The 15,887-nt window shown below is 68.6% G+C and carries 18 protein-coding genes; 5 read left to right on the top strand and 13 right to left on the bottom strand.

Annotation, left to right across the window (positions count from 1 at the left end; genetic code table 11):
• The first annotated feature begins 37 nt into the window (after nt 1-37).
• On the top strand, nt 38-916 hold the full coding sequence (locus ON43_RS14760; RefSeq protein ID WP_051178444.1) for an alpha/beta fold hydrolase: 879 nt from the start codon (nt 38-40) through the stop codon (nt 914-916).
• A gap of 191 nt (nt 917-1,107) precedes the next feature.
• On the opposite strand, the gene ON43_RS14755 is transcribed toward ON43_RS14760, so the two are convergent.
• From ON43_RS14755 to ON43_RS14745, 3 genes are read right to left on the bottom strand one after another with little or no spacing between them, the layout of a single operon-like run.
• On the bottom strand, nt 1,108-2,070 hold the full coding sequence (locus ON43_RS14755; protein WP_040807873.1) for an NAD(P)-dependent alcohol dehydrogenase: 963 nt from the start codon (nt 2,068-2,070) through the stop codon (nt 1,108-1,110).
• Entirely contained in the window at nt 2,067-2,294 is a 228-nt protein-coding gene (locus ON43_RS14750) for a helix-turn-helix transcriptional regulator (protein WP_040807872.1), read from the bottom strand. The genes ON43_RS14755 and ON43_RS14750 overlap by 4 nt, the downstream gene beginning before the upstream one ends.
• A complete protein-coding gene (locus ON43_RS14745) occupies nt 2,288-2,713 on the bottom strand; it encodes a hypothetical protein (protein ID WP_040807871.1) in 426 nt (141 codons plus the stop codon). The genes ON43_RS14750 and ON43_RS14745 overlap by 7 nt, the downstream gene beginning before the upstream one ends.
• Nucleotides 2,714-2,884: 171 nt before the next feature.
• Between ON43_RS14745 and ON43_RS14740 the strand changes: the two genes are divergently transcribed.
• Nucleotides 2,885-4,105 (top strand): cytochrome P450 family protein, encoded by a 1,221-nt coding sequence (locus ON43_RS14740; protein ID WP_040807869.1) that lies wholly within the window; start codon nt 2,885-2,887, stop codon nt 4,103-4,105.
• Here ON43_RS14740 and ON43_RS14735 read toward each other — a convergent pair whose 3' ends face one another.
• The gene (locus ON43_RS14735; protein ID WP_157514036.1) at nt 4,106-4,360 is read right to left on the bottom strand and encodes a hypothetical protein; all 255 of its coding nucleotides are present in this window, start codon (nt 4,358-4,360) and stop codon (nt 4,106-4,108) included.
• A 285-nt stretch (nt 4,361-4,645) separates the two neighbouring features.
• Here ON43_RS14735 and ON43_RS14730 point away from each other — a divergent pair, with 285 nt between their 5' ends.
• Nucleotides 4,646-5,275 (top strand): LysE family translocator, encoded by a 630-nt coding sequence (locus ON43_RS14730; protein ID WP_040807867.1) that lies wholly within the window; start codon nt 4,646-4,648, stop codon nt 5,273-5,275.
• Nucleotides 5,276-5,309: 34 nt separating this feature from the next.
• Here the strand turns inward: ON43_RS14730 and ON43_RS14725 are convergent, their stop codons facing one another.
• From ON43_RS14725 to ON43_RS14690, 8 genes are read right to left on the bottom strand one after another with little or no spacing between them, the layout of a single operon-like run.
• The gene (locus ON43_RS14725; RefSeq protein WP_051178442.1) at nt 5,310-6,134 is read right to left on the bottom strand and encodes a carbohydrate ABC transporter permease; all 825 of its coding nucleotides are present in this window, start codon (nt 6,132-6,134) and stop codon (nt 5,310-5,312) included.
• Nucleotides 6,127-7,080, bottom strand: coding sequence for a carbohydrate ABC transporter permease (locus ON43_RS14720; protein ID WP_373283445.1), 954 nt, complete (start codon nt 7,078-7,080; stop codon nt 6,127-6,129). The genes ON43_RS14725 and ON43_RS14720 overlap by 8 nt, the downstream gene beginning before the upstream one ends.
• A gap of 3 nt (nt 7,081-7,083) precedes the next feature.
• Entirely contained in the window at nt 7,084-7,932 is an 849-nt protein-coding gene (locus tag ON43_RS14715) for a metallophosphoesterase (RefSeq protein WP_040807864.1), read from the bottom strand.
• Nucleotides 7,929-9,299: an ABC transporter substrate-binding protein gene (locus ON43_RS14710; protein ID WP_245568592.1), complete on the bottom strand. Its 1,371-nt coding sequence runs from the start codon at nt 9,297-9,299 to the stop codon at nt 7,929-7,931. The genes ON43_RS14715 and ON43_RS14710 overlap by 4 nt, the downstream gene beginning before the upstream one ends.
• Nucleotides 9,300-9,331: 32 nt before the next feature.
• Nucleotides 9,332-10,450, bottom strand: coding sequence for an ABC transporter ATP-binding protein (locus ON43_RS14705; protein WP_040807861.1), 1,119 nt, complete (start codon nt 10,448-10,450; stop codon nt 9,332-9,334).
• A gap of 9 nt (nt 10,451-10,459) precedes the next feature.
• The gene (locus ON43_RS14700; RefSeq protein WP_040807860.1) at nt 10,460-11,353 is read right to left on the bottom strand and encodes an alpha/beta hydrolase family protein; all 894 of its coding nucleotides are present in this window, start codon (nt 11,351-11,353) and stop codon (nt 10,460-10,462) included.
• Nucleotides 11,350-11,874 (bottom strand): YiiD C-terminal domain-containing protein, encoded by a 525-nt coding sequence (locus ON43_RS14695; RefSeq protein WP_040807858.1) that lies wholly within the window; start codon nt 11,872-11,874, stop codon nt 11,350-11,352. Before ON43_RS14695 ends, ON43_RS14700 begins: the two co-directional genes overlap by 4 nt.
• Nucleotides 11,875-11,918: 44 nt before the next feature.
• Nucleotides 11,919-13,079, bottom strand: coding sequence for an acyl-CoA dehydrogenase family protein (locus ON43_RS14690; RefSeq protein ID WP_040807856.1), 1,161 nt, complete (start codon nt 13,077-13,079; stop codon nt 11,919-11,921).
• A 144-nt stretch (nt 13,080-13,223) separates the two neighbouring features.
• Between ON43_RS14690 and ON43_RS14685 the strand changes: the two genes are divergently transcribed.
• Both ON43_RS14685 and ON43_RS14680 read left to right on the top strand, forming a co-directional pair.
• Nucleotides 13,224-14,150 (top strand): PDR/VanB family oxidoreductase, encoded by a 927-nt coding sequence (locus ON43_RS14685; protein WP_040807854.1) that lies wholly within the window; start codon nt 13,224-13,226, stop codon nt 14,148-14,150.
• 38 nt (nt 14,151-14,188) lie between these two features.
• A complete protein-coding gene (locus ON43_RS14680) occupies nt 14,189-14,875 on the top strand; it encodes a DUF8020 domain-containing protein (protein ID WP_040807852.1) in 687 nt (228 codons plus the stop codon).
• A gap of 91 nt (nt 14,876-14,966) precedes the next feature.
• Here ON43_RS14680 and ON43_RS42495 read toward each other — a convergent pair whose 3' ends face one another.
• Nucleotides 14,967-15,812 carry a hypothetical protein gene (locus ON43_RS42495; protein WP_051178440.1) on the bottom strand — a complete coding sequence of 282 codons (846 nt, stop codon included), beginning with the start codon at nt 15,810-15,812 and terminating at the stop codon, nt 14,967-14,969.
• Nucleotides 15,813-15,887: the final 75 nt, after the last annotated feature.

The raw sequence follows: 15,887 nt of genomic DNA, 5'->3' as shown, positions 1-15,887 counted from the left end.
TCCTCGTTCCGAACGAACCGAATGGGGAGACACCGCAATGCCTTTCATCGAAACCCGCACCGGCACCACCCTCTTCTACCGCGACTGGGGCACCGGCCGCCCGGTCGTGTTCTGCTCGGCCTGGGCCATGGACAGCACCGAACCCCGTGGCGTGATGGCCGATCTGGTGGCACGGGGATTCCGGGCGATCGCCCTCGACCGGCGTGGTCACGGTCGCTCGGATGATCCGGGTCTCGGCTACGACTACGACACCCTCGCCGATGATCTGGCCGATCTGCTCGATCACCTGAACCTGCACGACGCGACCATGGTCGGGCATTCCATGGGCGGCGGCGAGATCGTCCGCTACCTGACCCGCTACCGCAGCGCCCGCGTCGACCGGCTCGTCCTGGTCGCCGCCGCCCTGCCGTTCCTGCTCGCGACGCCGGACAATCCCGAAGGCGTCCCGGCGGAAGCGGCCGAGGCGCTGCGCGATTCGTGGCGGCACGGTCTCGACACGTGGCTCACCGACAACGCCGATCCGTATGTCGGTGCGGGTCTACCGGGTTGCGCGGTCTCCCAGTTCGCCCGCGACCGGGCGCTGGCGTCGATCCTCGGCACGTCTCTCCAGGCTGCCATCGAGAGCAATCGCAGCGTCGTGGAAACCGATTTCCGCGCCGAACTGCCCGCGATCACGGTGCCGACCCTCATCATCCACGGCGACACCGACGCGTCGATCTCCCTCGAATTCGGCGGCCGCCGCCAGGCCGATCTCCTCCCGAACAGCGAACTCATCGTCTACGAGAACGCCCCGCACGCCCTGTACCTCACCCACGGCGAGCGGCTCACCGCCGATCTACTGGCCTTCCTCGCCGATTCGCCGTCGCGCCAGCCGGTTTCGCTGCCGGACGGGGGCGGATACGCTGTGCACCGTTGACAACCCCGACTTTGAGGAATAATCGATGGGTTCTACCGTCCTGGAAATCGCCAATGTGCTGCTGAGCCATGTCAATGCGACCTGGTCCTGGCTCACCACGGGTTCCTCGGGCCCGATCCCGCTGTAGAGCAGACGATTTCACGAACCCCTCCACTGCGGACCGCGGTGGAGGGGTTCGGGCGTTTCCGGGGTCAGCCGACGACGAGGACGGCCTTGCCGCGGGAGTGGCCGGTGGCCAGGGCGTCGATGGCGGCGGCTGCCTCGGGCAGGGCGTAGGTGCGGGTGATGCGCGGGGTCACCGCACCCGCCGTCGCGAGTTCGGCGAGGGTGTGCAGGGTTTCGGGTGCGGGCAGCGACACCAGTGCGCGCAGGCGCTGGCGGGTGAAGGGCGACAGCACCATGGCGCGGAGCATGCGGTCGAGCACGCCGAGGATGCGGCCGCCGCCCTCGCCGCCGACGAGGACCAGGGTCCCGGTGCGGGTGAGCAGCGAGCGCAGCTGCGGCAGGGGCCGGATGCCGGCTATGTCGAGGATGAGATCGTAATGGCCGGTGAGTTTTTCGGTGGTGTAGTCGATGACGTGGTCCGCGCCGAGTTCCTTCACGAACTCCGCCGATTTGCCCGAGCACACGCCGGTCACCTCGGTCCCGTAGTGCTTGGCCAGTTGCACGGCGAGGTGGCCGACCCCGCCTGACGCACCGATGATCAGCACTTTCTGCCCGGCCTCGATCCGTCCCGCGTCCCGCAGCCCGGTGAGCGCGGTCATCCCCGAGATCGGCAGCGCCGCAGCCTGTTCGAAGCCGAGCCGCACCGGCTTGGGCTGAAACTTGGCGGCCGGGGCGCAGACGAATTCGGCGAAGGAGCCGGGCGCGGTGCCGAAAACCTCGTCCCCGGGTTTGAATTCGGTCACCCGCGGGCCGACCGCCTCGACGATCCCCGCGACGTCCCAGCCGCGCACCCGTTCTCGCGGCCGGCGCAGCCCCAGCGCCAGCCGAGCGATCCGCGGCTCTCCGGTCATGATGTGCCAGACGCTGGGGTCCACGCCCGCGGCCCGGACCCGGACGAGCACCCCGTCCGGCCCGGTATCCGGTGTGGGAACCTCGGTGTAGGAGAGCATTTCGGTGCCGCCGTAGGCGTCTTGCGTGATGGCCTTCATGGCTCGTCTTCTTCCGGATATTCGAAGATCTCGTCCAGCGGTGCACGGAACACCCGGGCGATCTGGAACGCCACCTCCAAGGATGGCGAGTACTTGCCCTGTTCGATGGCATTGACGGTCTGCCGGGTCACCCCGAGCCGGTCGGCCAGTTCGGCCTGGGTCATCTCGCCGTGGGAAAAGCGCAGCGCGCGAATATTGTTGGTGACCCGCGTCGGCTTCACCACGGCGGCATCCCCCGCCGGTAGGCGGCGAGTTTGGTGGCCGCGCCGACCACGGCCGCGAGGGTGAAACCCAGGTAGAGAACGTTCGCGATCCAGAACCGGTCCCCATCGGCCATGGCCAGCACCAGCGCCGCGATCGCACCGAGTGCGATGAACGCGTTGCCGACCTGCGTTCCGCGCGAATCGATTTCACGATCGCGTTGGTCGCGGCGGTCGCGGTCGCGGGAGACGAGCGCGACGGTGATGCTGGCCAGGATCGAGACGGCGATGGAGGCGCCGACCGTCCAGAGCAGCGGCGCGACGTAGGCCACGTCCACCAAGGCCGAGTGCCGCGCCCGGGCCAGCACGACGATCAGATAGATCGCGTACGAGACCACGGCCGCGGCACCCAGGATGCAGGTTCGCTTCTCCTCGTAGGGCATGCATGCAATGTAAAGCAAACCCGACTCGGTGTACAGAATTTTTTACATCACGAGAGTGGGTCTCGCGCGGGCTCGAACGCTCGCATCGTCCGCTCGCGCCGGACCGGCGGTGGGCTGTTCAGTGATGAATTCGTCGCCACCACAGTTGATTACATCGGATAGTGTCGCGTTATGGCAGACATCGAAGCCCCGGATCGGATCGAGTCCATCGGGCCGGAATTCTTCGCCGATCCGCATTCCCACTACCGCCGCTGGCGCGAGGACGGCCCGGTGCGGCAGGTTCGGTTCCCCGACGGCATCATTCGCTGGGTCATTCTCGACTACGCCGCCGGGCGCGCCGCGCTGAACGACCCACGCCTGCAGAAGGACGCGGTGGTCACCAACCGGATCATCAGCCGCAAACGCGGTACGCCGGAGGCGACCCCGGAAGATCTGGCGCTGCTGACCAATATGCTCAATACCGATCCGCCCGACCACACGCGGCTGCGCAAGCTGGTGACCCGTGCCTTCACTCCGCGCCGGGTGGCCGCGCTGGCCCCGCGCATCGAGGAGATCGCCACCGAACTGGTCGACGCCATGGACGGTCGCGCCGAGGCGGATCTGCTGCACGACTTCGCCGAGCCGCTGCCGATCACGGTGATCTGCGAGCTGCTCGGGGTGCCGATCGAGGACCGCGCGGATTTCCAGCACTGGACCAAGGCGCTGGTCGCGGTGGCGGGCGTGGAGGACGAGCGCGAGCACGCCACCCGCGCTATGGCCGGCTATCTGACCCGGCTGGTGCGGGAGAAGATCGCTGCGCCCGCCGCCGATCTGCTGTCCGCCCTGGCCGTTCCGGCCGAGGACGGTGACACGCTCACCGAGGCCGAGCTCGTCGGCATGGCGTTCCTGCTGCTGGTCGCCGGGCACGACACCACCGTCAATCTGATCGCCAACGGCACCCTGGCCCTGCTCCGCAATCCGGCACAGTTCCAGGCCCTGCGCGACGATCCGGAGCTGATTCCCGGTGCGATCGAGGAGTTCCTGCGCTTCGACGGCCCGGTGAACATGAGCACCATCCGGCACACCTCCGAACCGGTCACCATCGCGGGCGTGGACATCCCCCAGGGCGAATTCGTCTTCATCGCCCTCGTCGCCGCCAACCGCGACCCGGACCGCTACCTCTCCCCCGACGACCTCGACCCCCACCGCGACACCACCGGCCACCTGGCCTTCGGCCACGGCATCCACTTCTGCGTAGGCGCTCCCCTGGCCCGCCTGGAAGCCCGAATCGCCTTCTCCGCCTTGCTATCCCGCTTCCCGAAGCTGAGACTGTCCACGGAGGCCGAGCAGCTGGCGTGGCATCCGAGCACCCTCATCCACTCCCTGCGCGAACTCCCGGTCCTGCTGGACTGACTACCGCCGGGCCCGCATATAGCAGTTCGTCTGGATCACCGCACCGGTATCCAGACGCTCGCTCCACCCGCCGGGCCCCACCACCCGAACCGTATCCGCCCACGGCTGATACGGCTTCCCCTGCGCATCATGCCCCGGATACGGCACATATCCCCAGTAGCAGGTGAACCCACCCGCAGGCGGCGAAAACACCCACACCTCCGCCCCAATATCCACCCCCACCGCAACCTGCCGAACCTGCTGCTGCGCAACCACATCCGGCTCCCCATTACTCATATCTCCCGGAACAGCCCCCGCGACCCCGGCCGCAACCGCGACCATCCCGGCCCACGCGGAACCCACCAAGAAAACGCGTCGCATCCCCACCGATTCCCTCTACTCGAACATCCGCCACCCCCGAACAAAGACAGCGGCGAACCCTAACAGTCCATCCCCACCCGGCGACACCGCCGCGAATAGGTCACCAAATCTGTCATAAACAAACACCTTTCACAACTGGCCCGCCCAGGTCCGGCCGCGCCCACGCCCTAGGCTGAGCAGATGATGCAAGCCTTGATGTCGTTTGCAGTCGTAGCCGGATTGCTTACCGTCGTACCGGGATTGGATACCGCGATCGTCCTGCGGGCGGCAGTGAGCCGAGGACGCCGCTACGCGTTCGCGACCGCCGTCGGGATCGGTTCCGGGACCCTGGTGTGGGGAATCGCCGCGGCGGCGGGAGTCTCAGCGTTGGTGGCGGCCTCGGAACTGGGCTACACCGCACTGCGAATAGCGGGCGCGCTGTACCTGATCTGGATGGGCATCGGCATGATCCGTCAGGGTGTCCGGCGTTCGGATATGACCCGACGACCCTCGGATACTGTTTCCCCGAACGGCATACTGGGCGCGTGGGCACGCGGGCTGGGCACCAACCTGCTCAACCCGAAGGTGGGGGTCTTCTACGTGGCGATGCTGCCGCAGTTTCTGCCGACCGGCGCGTCACCGCTGCTGATGGGTTGTGCCCTCGCCGTGGTGCACAACATCGAGGGCATGATCTGGTTCACCGCGATCATCGGCGCGGCAACCCTCGCGAAGGCGTGGCTGAGCCGAGATTCGGTGCGGCGAGTAATGGACACCCTCACCGGCACCGTCCTGGTCGCCTTCGGCGTGAAGCTGGCCGCGAGTCACCGCTGACGGGGTGGTCGCGGCGAAGCTGCGGTGTACTCGGCTATTTGAGGCCGGAGCGGACGAAGGCGTTGACTATGTGGCGTTGGAGGAGGAGGTAGAGGAGGAGGACGGGGAGGCAGGCCAGGCCGGCTACGGCCATCATGGGGCCCCATTGGTCGCCTTCGGTGCCCATGAAGGAGCGGAGGCCCAGTTGGAGGACGGCATTGGAGCGGCGGAGGACTACTGCGGGCCAGAAGTATTCGTTCCAGGCGTTGATGAACAGGAGGATGGTCAGGGCGGCTAGGGCGGGGCGGAGGTTGGGGACGACTACGGTCCAGAGGATGGACCAGCTGCCTCGGCCGTCTATGCGGGCGGCGGCTATGAGTTCCTTGGGGAAGGCGGCCATGTGCTGGCGGAGGAGCAGGACTGCCAGGGCCGAGCAGAGGGTGGGGAGGATGGCGCCGATGATGGTGTCCAGCAGGCCCAGTCGGGTCAGGAGGATGTAGTTGGGGAGCATGGTGACTTGGAAGGGGACCAGCCAGGTGCCTACGAAGGCCAGGTAGAGCAGGCGCTGGAAGCGGAAGGTGTAGATGACGAACGCGTAGGCCGCGAGCAGGGCGATGAGGAGCTGGCCGAGGGCCGAGAGTGCCGCCATCGCAAAGGTATTCGCGATCAGGCCGGTGATGTCGACCTGACGCGCCGCGCCGGAGAAGTTCGACAGCGAGATCGGCCACGGCAGCGGCGACAGCGACCCGACTTCCTCGGGGCGGCGCAGGGCGGTCGCGAAGAGCCAGTAGATGGGGAACACGCAGATCAGCGCGGTGCCCGCCAGCAGCGCATGGCCGCCGGCGGTCCGCAGCCGCTGCCCCGTCGGGGAGTCAATCATCGTGGAAGGCAACCTTTTCCGAGATCCAGACCAGCCCGGCGGCCAGCGCGCCGAAGCCGACGAACATCAGCACACCGGCGGCGGCGCTGAGACCGGCGTCGAAGCTGTGGAAGGCGTATTCGTAGAGCAGGTAGTAGATGTTGGTGGTGGCCTGCGCGGGGCCGCCCTGGGTCATGGTGTCGATGAGCGGGAAGGTCAGTGTGGGACTGAGCAGTACGGTCATCAGCACCAGGAACAGCAGGGTCGGCGAGAGCAGCGGCAGGGTGATCCAGCGGCGGATCTGTGCGGGGCTGGCGCCGTCCACACGTGCCGCCTCGTCGTAATCGCCACTGATACCGGCCAATCCGGCCCACACCACCAGCACCGCGAAGCCGAGCAACTGCCACCCGGTGACGCCGATGATCACCCAGTGCGCGGTGCTGCCGTCGTAGACCCAGTTGCGCCGCGAATCCAGTGCGCGGTCGACGAATCCGGTGCGCGGATGCAGCAGCCACCGCCACACCGCGGCCGCCGCCACCGGCGCGACCAGGAACGGCGCGAAGATCAATGCGTGATAGACGGTGCGAGCGCGCGGCCCCACCCGGCGACTGGCCAGCGCGAGAAGCACCGGGAGCCCGACCGTGAACGGCAGCAGCCCGACGATCAGCACGAATGTGCGGCGCACCGACGCCCAAAAGGCCGGAAGATCCACCAGCCGTTCGTAATTCGCCGACCCGACCGACCGCATCGGCGAGGTCGGCAGCAGATTCCACGAGTAGGTGGACAGCTGCAGCGCCTGCGCCAGCGGCTGATACGTCCACACCACCAGCAGGAACACCGCGGGCGCCAGATAGAGGTACGGGGCCGCGATCCGCGCTACCCGGCGCATCAAGGCACGCCGCGGACGCGCCGCCGGTGCCGTGGCCAGCACCGGCGGCGCGTCCTCGAGTTCGACCGTGACGAACACCGGTTACCCGGCTTCCGCCGCGAGCGCGGACAGCCGATCCTGCACCTCGGTCTCGGACTTGTCGTAGATCCGATTGACCGGGATGGCATCGACCGCCGTCGCGATGACCGTCTCGCCGAGCACGTCCAGGCGTGTGAAACCCGCACCGCCGAAGGCCTGCTGACGTCCGGCCGGTGCCATGGCATCGATGCGATAGGCCAGGGCCGGGCCGACCCACACGGGGATTCCGGCCAGCGCCGCCGCGGCGGTCATGTGGTTGTGCCCGCACAGGATCATGCGTACATCGGTGCCCGCGATTACCTCGGCCAGCCGGTCGGCGTCCTGCAGCTTGAGAAATTCCGCGGCGGGAATGGCCGACGGCAGCGGCGGATGGTGCAGCACCAGCAGCGTGCCGCGCTCGGCGGGCCGCCGCAATTGCTCACCCAGCCAGGCCAGTTGCTCGGGTTCCAGGCGGCCGTCGTGGCGGCCCGGGGTCGTGCTGTCCAGGCCGATCACTCGAAGCCCGTCCACGTCCAGCACCCGGTCGTACGGCCCGGTGGCCTCGGCCCCGAGACCCAGCAGTTCCGTCCCGAAAGCGTTGCGCTCGTCGTGATTTCCCATCACGTACAGCACCTTCGCGCCGAGTTCTGCGGCCACCGGCTCGACCGCGTCCCGCAGCCGCCTATACGCCTCGGGCGAGCCGTTGTCCGACAGATCGCCGGACAGAATGAGCGCGTCGATGCGCCGCCCGCCGCCGCGCAGCCGGTCGAGAACGCCCAGCAGTACCGCGTGGGTGTCCACCGCGTCGAGCACTTGCTCCCCTGCCGCGCGAATATGAGTGTCGGTGAGCTGCACCAATGTCAGCGGGCTCATGAGGCGGGCAGGAGTTTGGCGCCGGCGTCACGCGCGGCGGTGAGCGTGGACTGGGCGTCCTTGCCCTGGAACACGACCGACTCGATGGCGTCCATCATGCCGTCACGAATCTGCAGATAATCGTTGCCGGGCATGGAAATCCACGGCTCCATGGTGGCCAGCTGCGCGATATTCGGTGACAGCAGCGGATTCTGGGACGCCCACGCGCCGAGCACGGAGGTGTCGGTCACCATCTCCGACCGCAGCGGCAGGTACCCGATGTTCTTGGAGATCTGCACATAGGCGTCCTCACTGGTGAGGTACTTGATCAGCTCCCAGGCGGCGCGCTGCTTGGCCGGATCATTGGTCAGAATGTGCAGTCCCGCACCGGAATTGGTGGGCACCGGCACCTTGTCGCCGAAGCGCGGCATGGCGGCGGCCCGCAGATCCCACTTGTCCTTCGCACCCGCGACGAACGTGCCCTGAATCGCGCTGGTCTCGAGGATCATGCCGATCTCGCCGCGCGCGAACGCCTCGTAGCCCTGCTTCTGCGCCAGCTTCGGCATGGCGCCGGCGCCGACCAGATCCTGCGCCATCTTGGCGACCTCGACGCTGGGCGCGTCGGCGTAGGTCAGGCGGTGGCGATCCTCGGAGATGACGCGTCCGCCATTGGAACGCACCAGCGACTGGAAGCACCAGTCCTTGGCCGACTTGGTCAGGCAGTCCAGGTACACCCCGCCCTGGCCGGTCTTGGCCGCGATGGCCTTGGCGTCCTCGCTAACCTGCTGCCAGGTCGTCGGCGGCTTGGCCGGATCCAGTCCGGCGGCGGTGAACAGGCTCGCGTTGTAGTACAGCACCGGCGTGGAGAACACGAACGGAACGCCGTAGGTGTGCCCGTCCCAGTCGTCGAGCACCCGCGCCCGCGGATGGAAGTGGAAGCGCTGCCCGTCGAAGTTGGCCTGCACCGCCTGCTTGCCGAACAGCGTGTCCAGCGGCTTCGCGCCGAGCTGGTGAACGGTGAAATCCAGGTCGCTGAAACCCAATTGGGCGACATCGGGCGGATTGCCCGCGACGATTTGGTTCTGAATGCTGGAGATGGTGTCGCTGGCCGGGTTGGGGCTGTTGCCCTGCGGCTTCTGAGCGGTCACCTTGATGTTGGGGAACTTCTTGGAGAAGTCGGCGATCAGGGCGTTGAAGGTATCGGTCCACGCGCCGGCCAGACCGTAGTTGTAGGACTCGAAGACGATCGAGACCTTCTGGTCGGGGCCGAGTTCGGGGACCTGCGCGGTGGCGGTCGTTTCGGTGGCGGTGGTGCCGCCCAGCCCGCAGCTGGTGAGCGCGAGGCAGGCGGCGAACACCAGGCCCAGTAAGGGCACGGTGCGTTTCACGGGGTTTCTCCTCATCGAGTGGTGATCGAAGTTCAGGCGACGGAGGCCGTCGCGTCCGCGCTGTCGGATTCCGGCTCCTGCCAGGTCATCCGCAGCCCGGAGGCCGGATCGAACAGGTGGATGTCGGCGGCGTCGGCGCGCAATCCGATGTCCTCGCCGACCGCGACGCCCACCGGCCGGGGCGCGCGCACGCACAGCTCGACCGTGCCAGCGGTGATGTGCACGAGTTCCTCGCTGCCCAGGTTCTCGACCATGGTCACGCGCCCGCGCACGGCGGTCGCGGCCGGATCCAGGCGCAGTCGTTCGGGGCGGATGCCCGCGAGCACGGCGGTGGCGTCCTCGGGTCCGCCGTTCAGCCCGAGGGCGGCGTCGATGCCGTCCGCTCGCACCCGCAGCGCGCCGTCGTTCGAAATCACCTCCGCCGGAAACAGATTCATCGGCGGCGAGCCGAGGAATCCGGCGACGAAGGCGGTGCGCGGCCGGTCGTAGAGTTCCTCGGGCGTCCCGACCTGCTCCACCCGTCCCGCATTGAGCAGCGCGATGCGGGTGGCCATGGTCATGGCCTCCACCTGATCGTGGGTGACGTAGAGGAATGTCGCCCCCAGGCGCCGGTGCAGGCCGATGAGTTCGGCGCGAGTGGCGCTGCGCAGCTTGGCGTCCAGGTTCGACAGCGGCTCGTCCATGAGGAACGCGCCGGGATCGCGAACCATGGCCCGCGCCAACGCGACTCGCTGCCGCTGCCCGCCCGACAATGCGGCGGGACGACGCTCGAGCAGGGCCGACAGTTCCAGCGTGCCCGCGACTTCCCCTACCCTCCGGGCGATTTCGGCTCGCGAGCGGCGGCGGGCGCGCAGCGGGAAGCCGATGTTCTTGGCCACGCTCAGGTGCGGATACAGCGCGTAGCTCTGGAAAACCATGGCCAGATCCCGCTGTTGCGGCGCCTCGTCGGTGATGTCGTTGCCGTCCAGCAGGATTCGGCCCTCGCTGGGCTGCTCGAGCCCCGCGATCATTCGCAGCAGCGTGGATTTGCCGCAACCGCTGGGTCCGAGCAGCACCAGGAATTCACCGTCGGGGATGTCGAGGCTCACCTCGCGCACCGCGTAGTCGGCGCCGAATTGTTTCGACACCGCGTCGATCTGCAGCCGGGCCACGTCTCTCCTTCAGGCCGGCGCGGAGCCGGTCGTGATCCAATTCGCCACGCCGGCGGCGATGGCGGGGGCGTCCTTGACCCACAGGAAGTGGTCGCGGTTGGCGACCTTCGAGTTCTCGTCGATGTGCCACTGCGTCACCTGGGCTGCGGGCATTCGCGAAACCAGGAAGTCCACATTGGATTTCGGGCCGAGCACGTCCTCGGACAGCGAGATGACCAGGACGGGCAATCGCATGGCCGCCAGCAGCGAGTTGTAGCGGCGTTTGGTGCCGCTCGGGCGGTAGTAGCTGGTCAGCGAGTGCACCGACCAGTCGATCATCACCCCGCCGGGCATGGGGGCCGGAATCAGCACGCCGCCGGGCCAGCTGCCGCGCACCCGCGAGACCAGGCCGATCCACTGGATCTGGCTCAGCGCCTCCCACCAGCGGCGCGGTCCGAAGGCCCACCAGAAGACGGTGCCGGTGCCGATGACGGTGACGCCGGCGATGCGGCCGGTCTCGGCGGCCGAGAACAACAGTGCCAGTTGGCCGCCGAGGCTGTGGCCGAACAGGTGGATCGGTGCGCCGGGGAAGCGATCCTCCACCGCGGACACAATGGCGGGCAGATCGGTTTCGATCATCTCGCGGTAGCCGAAATCGGTGTGCTCACCGAGCTTCGGGGTGGACTCGCCGTGAGCGCGCAGGTCGACGGTGGCCACCGAAAGGCCCTGTGCGTGCAGCGCTTTGGCGAGGGAGAAGTAGTTCTTGGCCTTCATAGCCATGGCGGGCAGGATCAGCACGACCGGCGCGGCGGTGTTCTCCGCTGGCAGGAACCGCACGGTGAACGTCACGCCGTCGGCGGTCTCCACCCGGCTCGATTCCAAGCCGGTGAAGTCCGAACGGGATTCGGGGGTCGCGGTGGTCATCGCGCCTCGGTTCCGGCGATGGTCACATCGCACACGTAGTCGAAGGTGAACTTGGCGACCAGCACGTCGTTGTCGTCGAACAGCGACGCCTTGCCCGACAGTTCGAAGCGCGCCGACTCCGTCGCGGCCAGGATCAGCGCGACCTCGGGCCCGTCGACGGTCGCGACGGCGCGGATACGGCCCAGTGCCGGTTTGCGATACGAGGCGGTGCCGCCGCGCAGCACCAGCCGCTCCACCGTGTAGAGGCGTTCGGCGGCCGCGCCGACGAAGGCCGCGGCACCCGCGATATCGGCGGCGGTGAACAGCGCGCCCGCGTGCACGGTGCCCATGTGGTTGCGGACCTGCTCCACGGCGGGGATCTCCACCACTGCCCGCTCCGGGCCGATCTCGGTGACGAGGGTGCCGACGTGGCCACCGAACGGCACCATCTCCTGCGATACCACCCGCAGGTACTCGTAATCGACAGCGCCGTAATCCAATTCCGGATAGGCGGCGGCGAATCCGGCCAGTGTTCCGGTCATCTTTGTCTTCCCTTCTGATTTCGGATGCAGCGCGGCTCTCGGATTCAGCGCGGCCCGCGCAGGACTCGGCGGGCGATCGACCAGCGCAGCACTTCCGACGGGCCTTCGTAGATGCGGAAAGCCCTGGCCTCCACCAGGAATCGCGCGACGAGGTGGTCCTCGCAGACCCCGAGTCCGCCGTGCAGCTGGACGGCGCGATCGAGCACCCGCCACACCGCTTCGGAGACGAAGGTTTTCGCGACCGAGGTCTCATGACGGGCCTGCGGAGAGGACGGGCCGAAGGTGTCGATGGTCTCGGCGACCGAGCGCACCAGGGCGCGGGCGGCGGCGATATCGATCTCGTTGTCGGCGACCAGGCCCTGCGCGATGCCGTGCTCGGCGATCGGGACGCCGAAAGCCGAACGGCGCGTGATGTGTTCGACGGTCAGCTCCTGTGCCCGTACCGCCAGCCCCAGCCAGTTCATGCAGAACACCAGCCGCGAGGGCGCGAGCCGGACCTGTGCGAGCTCGAGGCCGCGGCCCACCTCGCCCAGCACCGCCTCATCGGGGACGAAGCAATCGACGAACTCGACCTCACAGTGGCCGCCGGGCGCGCTGGTGTGGTCCAGCGTCGGCATGCGGCGTCCCACGCGCAGGCCGGGATTGTCCTGGTCGACCAGGAACATGGTCGGCCCGTCGGAGGTCATGGCCACGCAGATGGTGAAGGCCGCGCCATTGGCTCCGGTGGTGAAGTGCTTGGCCCCGTTGATGATCCAGCCGTTGTCGGCCTCCTGGGCGACCGTGCGCAGCATGCGCGGATCCGAGCCCGCGCCCGGGGCCGGTTCGGTCAGCGCGATCGCCGACCGCACCTCGCCGGAGGCCAGCGGAGCCAAATAACGCTCCCGCTGCTCCTCATTGGCGACATGGGCGAGCAGGTGGATATTGCCGTCGTCGGGCGCCCACGCGTTGACCGCGAGCGGACCCAGCAGGCTCGCGCCCGCGGCTTCGAGAACCTGCGCCTGACCCCGCGTGTCCAGTCCCAGTCCGCCGTAGCGCGGATCGGACAGCGGCCCGAACACCCCGGCCTCCTTGGCCTTCTTCTGCAGATCCAGCCGCAGCGCGTCATCGGTGACGCGGCCGCCGGCCACCACCTCGCGCTCCACGGGGTACACGTGCTCGGTCACGAATGCTCTGGTCCGTTCGACCAGTTCCGCCACAGCGCTCATGGGGCCAGTCTCGGGCGGAGGCAGGGTGGTTCGGCGGGACGATCGTCAATGCCTATCGGTCGAATCGACTCGGGCAACCGCCACGCGATCGACGCCCCGGCTCCACCAGGGTTGGCCTCGACACCGACTCCACGAGGGGATGCGATGAGCGAGCTGACGGTCCGGGTGACCGACCGGCGGGACGTGGCGCAGGGCGTGTTCGCCCTCGAGCTTTCGGCATCCGGCTCCGGTGTACTGCCGAGCTGGACGCCGGGCGCGCACATCGACGTGCACGCGGGATCCGTTGGGACACGACAGTACTCGCTGTGCGGGGATCCCGCCGACGAGCGGCGCTGGCGCATCGCGATTCTGCGGGAACCGGCGGGGCGCGGCGGATCCGAGCATCTGTTCCAAACCGCGCTTTCCGGTACCGAGCTGCGGGTGTCGCTGCCACGCAACAACTTCGAGCTCGTGGCGAGCGAGGAGTACGTGTTCATCGCGGGAGGTATCGGGATCACGCCGATCCTGCCCATGGTGGCCGCCGCCGAGCGCGCCGGGACGCGCTGGAGCCTGCACTACGGTGCGCGCAGCCGGGAGCATCTCGCCTTCACCGGCGAGCTCCAGGGCTACGAGCACGTGAATCTGCTGCCGCAGAACGAATCCGGGCTCCTGCCCATCGCTTCCCTGCTGGCCGACACCACCGCCGCCGTGTACTGCTGCGGCCCCGCGCCCCTGCTCGACGCCGTCGAGTCCGAGGCCGCGCGCCGGGGCCTGGCGGTGCACACCGAGCGGTTCACGCCGCGGCGCGTCGACAATGCCGTCGATCGCGCCTTTCTGGTCCGGCTCGCGCACAGCGGTCAGGTGCTGTCGGTCGCGGCGGACCGGACGATCGTCGACGTCCTCGAAGGCGCGGGCGTCGCGATCGTCACCTCCTGCCGCGAGGGCACCTGCGGCAGCTGTGAGACCACCTTCCTCGAAGGCGAAGTGCAGCACCGCGATTCGGTGCTGACCGCCGACGAACGCGCCCACGGCAGGGCCCTGATGCCCTGCGTGTCCCGGGCGCTCTCCGACGTTCTCGTGCTCGATCTCTGACACGGGAAGCACCAGAAAACACACGCAGAGAGAAACAGATGAGGAACACTGCTGCGGCGTCCGCGCTGCTCGCGGCCACCCTGTGCATCGGCGCAGGCGCCACCGGCACGGCCGGGGCCGACACCCCCGCCCCCTTGAACTACACCGCGACCAGCACCCCCGCCACCACGGTCATCCGGACCGACGCGGGCTCCATGGTCGTCGAGAACGGCATCTTCAAGATCAAGGCCACCGACGGCACCGTCCTCGCGGGCACCGAACTGTCCTTCCGCGTAGACGATTTCGTCTTCCCGATCGCGGCAGACATCACCGACCGCACCGCCACCCTGACCCCCCGATTCGACATATCCCATGCCGTCTACCAGCCGGTCGCCCTCCCCTACGAGGACCAGGCCCCCTGGAAGTCGATGTACGACCGCGAACAGGCCGCCTGGAACCGCATGGCCACCACCATTTCCACCGGCGCCACCATCGGCACCCTCACCGGCGGCCTGGCCGGTGCAGCCCTCGGCTGCCTCGGCGGCGCCACCGTAGGCCTGGCCCTCACCGGCGCCCTGGCCACCCTCTTCGGCGCGGGCCCCCTCGCGGGCTGCATCGCGGGGGCCGCCGCGGTCGGCTTCCTCGGCACCATCGCGGGTCAGCTGTTCGTCACGGCCCCGGTAGCCATCGCCGCGGCCATCCAGTACTTCACCACCATCAACTCCCCCTTCACCCCCGCCAAATAACGCAGCCACAAACCCGGCGACCGCTCGCGCGGGGGACACGGCCCCGCCCGGATTCCCCTCCGGGCGGGGTCTTTTCGCCGTGCGCCGGAATTCAGAGCGCTGCTTGCACCGCCGCGAGCAGATCGTTGGCGGGCTGGGTGAGTACGCCGAGCGCACTGGGATCCAGTGGGGGTATCGCGGCGATCGCGGAGCGCAGCGACGTGACCGCCGCGTCGGCGTCGGGGCTGATCGCGGCGACGGCCTCGGCCACCGGCGCGGCGGGCTCGAAGACGGGTGGATCGGGTTGGGGCGTGGGGGTTTTGGCGAGGAGGTCGGTCGAGGTCGAGGATTCGTCGCCGCCGGTACTCAATGCCCCACCGGCGGCGCCCCCTATGACGGCTCCGCCGACGAGGCCGATCACGTCCACGGGGATGGCCACCGCCAATCCGCCGAGCAGACAGCCCGCCACACCGCCGACCGCCGCGCCCACCGGTACCCCGGCGCCCACGGTGGGAAGTCCACCGATCACACCACCCGCGACCGCACCGACCGCCGCGCCGACTCCGCATCCCACGATCTCGAGCGGGAAGACGGCGAGCTTGCCGACAGCGGCGCCGATGACCGCTCCGCCCACGGTCGCGGCACTGCGGCGGTCGGCTTCGCCACGCGGAACGCCGGCGCCGTCAAGGGCGGTGGTGATCTGCTGTTGCACCCCGTCCACATAGGCCTGGGCCTGGTCCCGCAACCGCGGGTCGATGCCGTCCGGCAGCGGGACCGTGGTGGTTCCCAACCGCAGCGAATGCGGATCCGGATTCGCCACGGCGCCAGGAGTTTCCGTCGGCGAGAGCCGATCCACGGCAGGCCGGCCGAATTCCGCGGGCTGCGCCGCGGCCACGCCGGACCCGAACAACACCGGCACCGCGGCGGCCAACACCGCATAACCACGCAACTCGGACATCGGCGCTTCCCCCGATCCGGTGATCCACCGTCGAGCCTCTCGGCAGCGGACCCGAACCCGCGATGGCCCCGCCGA

Origin of the sequence: Nocardia concava NBRC 100430, assembly GCF_000308815.1 — a bacterium.
Lineage (GTDB): Bacteria > Actinomycetota > Actinomycetes > Mycobacteriales > Mycobacteriaceae > Nocardia > Nocardia concava.
Note: the sequence above shows the minus strand (reverse complement) of the source record. Positions and strands in the feature narration are given on the sequence as shown.

Excerpts from the sequence above, each read along its gene's own strand:
- ON43_RS14740 (WP_040807869.1), top strand. The coding sequence starts at position 2,885 with ATGGCAGACATCGAAGCCCCGGATCGGATCGAGTCCATCGGGCCGGAA.
- ON43_RS14690 (WP_040807856.1), bottom strand. The coding sequence starts at position 13,079 with ATGAGCGCTGTGGCGGAACTGGTCGAACGGACCAGAGCATTCGTGACC.
- ON43_RS14685 (WP_040807854.1), top strand. The coding sequence starts at position 13,224 with ATGAGCGAGCTGACGGTCCGGGTGACCGACCGGCGGGACGTGGCGCAG.
- ON43_RS14680 (WP_040807852.1), top strand. The coding sequence starts at position 14,189 with ATGAGGAACACTGCTGCGGCGTCCGCGCTGCTCGCGGCCACCCTGTGC.
- ON43_RS14760 (WP_051178444.1), top strand. The coding sequence starts at position 38 with ATGCCTTTCATCGAAACCCGCACCGGCACCACCCTCTTCTACCGCGAC.
- ON43_RS14755 (WP_040807873.1), bottom strand. The coding sequence starts at position 2,070 with ATGAAGGCCATCACGCAAGACGCCTACGGCGGCACCGAAATGCTCTCC.
- ON43_RS14745 (WP_040807871.1), bottom strand. The coding sequence starts at position 2,713 with ATGCCCTACGAGGAGAAGCGAACCTGCATCCTGGGTGCCGCGGCCGTG.
- ON43_RS14725 (WP_051178442.1), bottom strand. The coding sequence starts at position 6,134 with ATGATTGACTCCCCGACGGGGCAGCGGCTGCGGACCGCCGGCGGCCAT.
- ON43_RS42495 (WP_051178440.1), bottom strand. The coding sequence starts at position 15,812 with ATGTCCGAGTTGCGTGGTTATGCGGTGTTGGCCGCCGCGGTGCCGGTG.
- ON43_RS14730 (WP_040807867.1), top strand. The coding sequence starts at position 4,646 with ATGATGCAAGCCTTGATGTCGTTTGCAGTCGTAGCCGGATTGCTTACC.
- ON43_RS14715 (WP_040807864.1), bottom strand. The coding sequence starts at position 7,932 with ATGAGCCCGCTGACATTGGTGCAGCTCACCGACACTCATATTCGCGCG.
- ON43_RS14700 (WP_040807860.1), bottom strand. The coding sequence starts at position 11,353 with ATGACCACCGCGACCCCCGAATCCCGTTCGGACTTCACCGGCTTGGAA.
- ON43_RS14695 (WP_040807858.1), bottom strand. The coding sequence starts at position 11,874 with ATGACCGGAACACTGGCCGGATTCGCCGCCGCCTATCCGGAATTGGAT.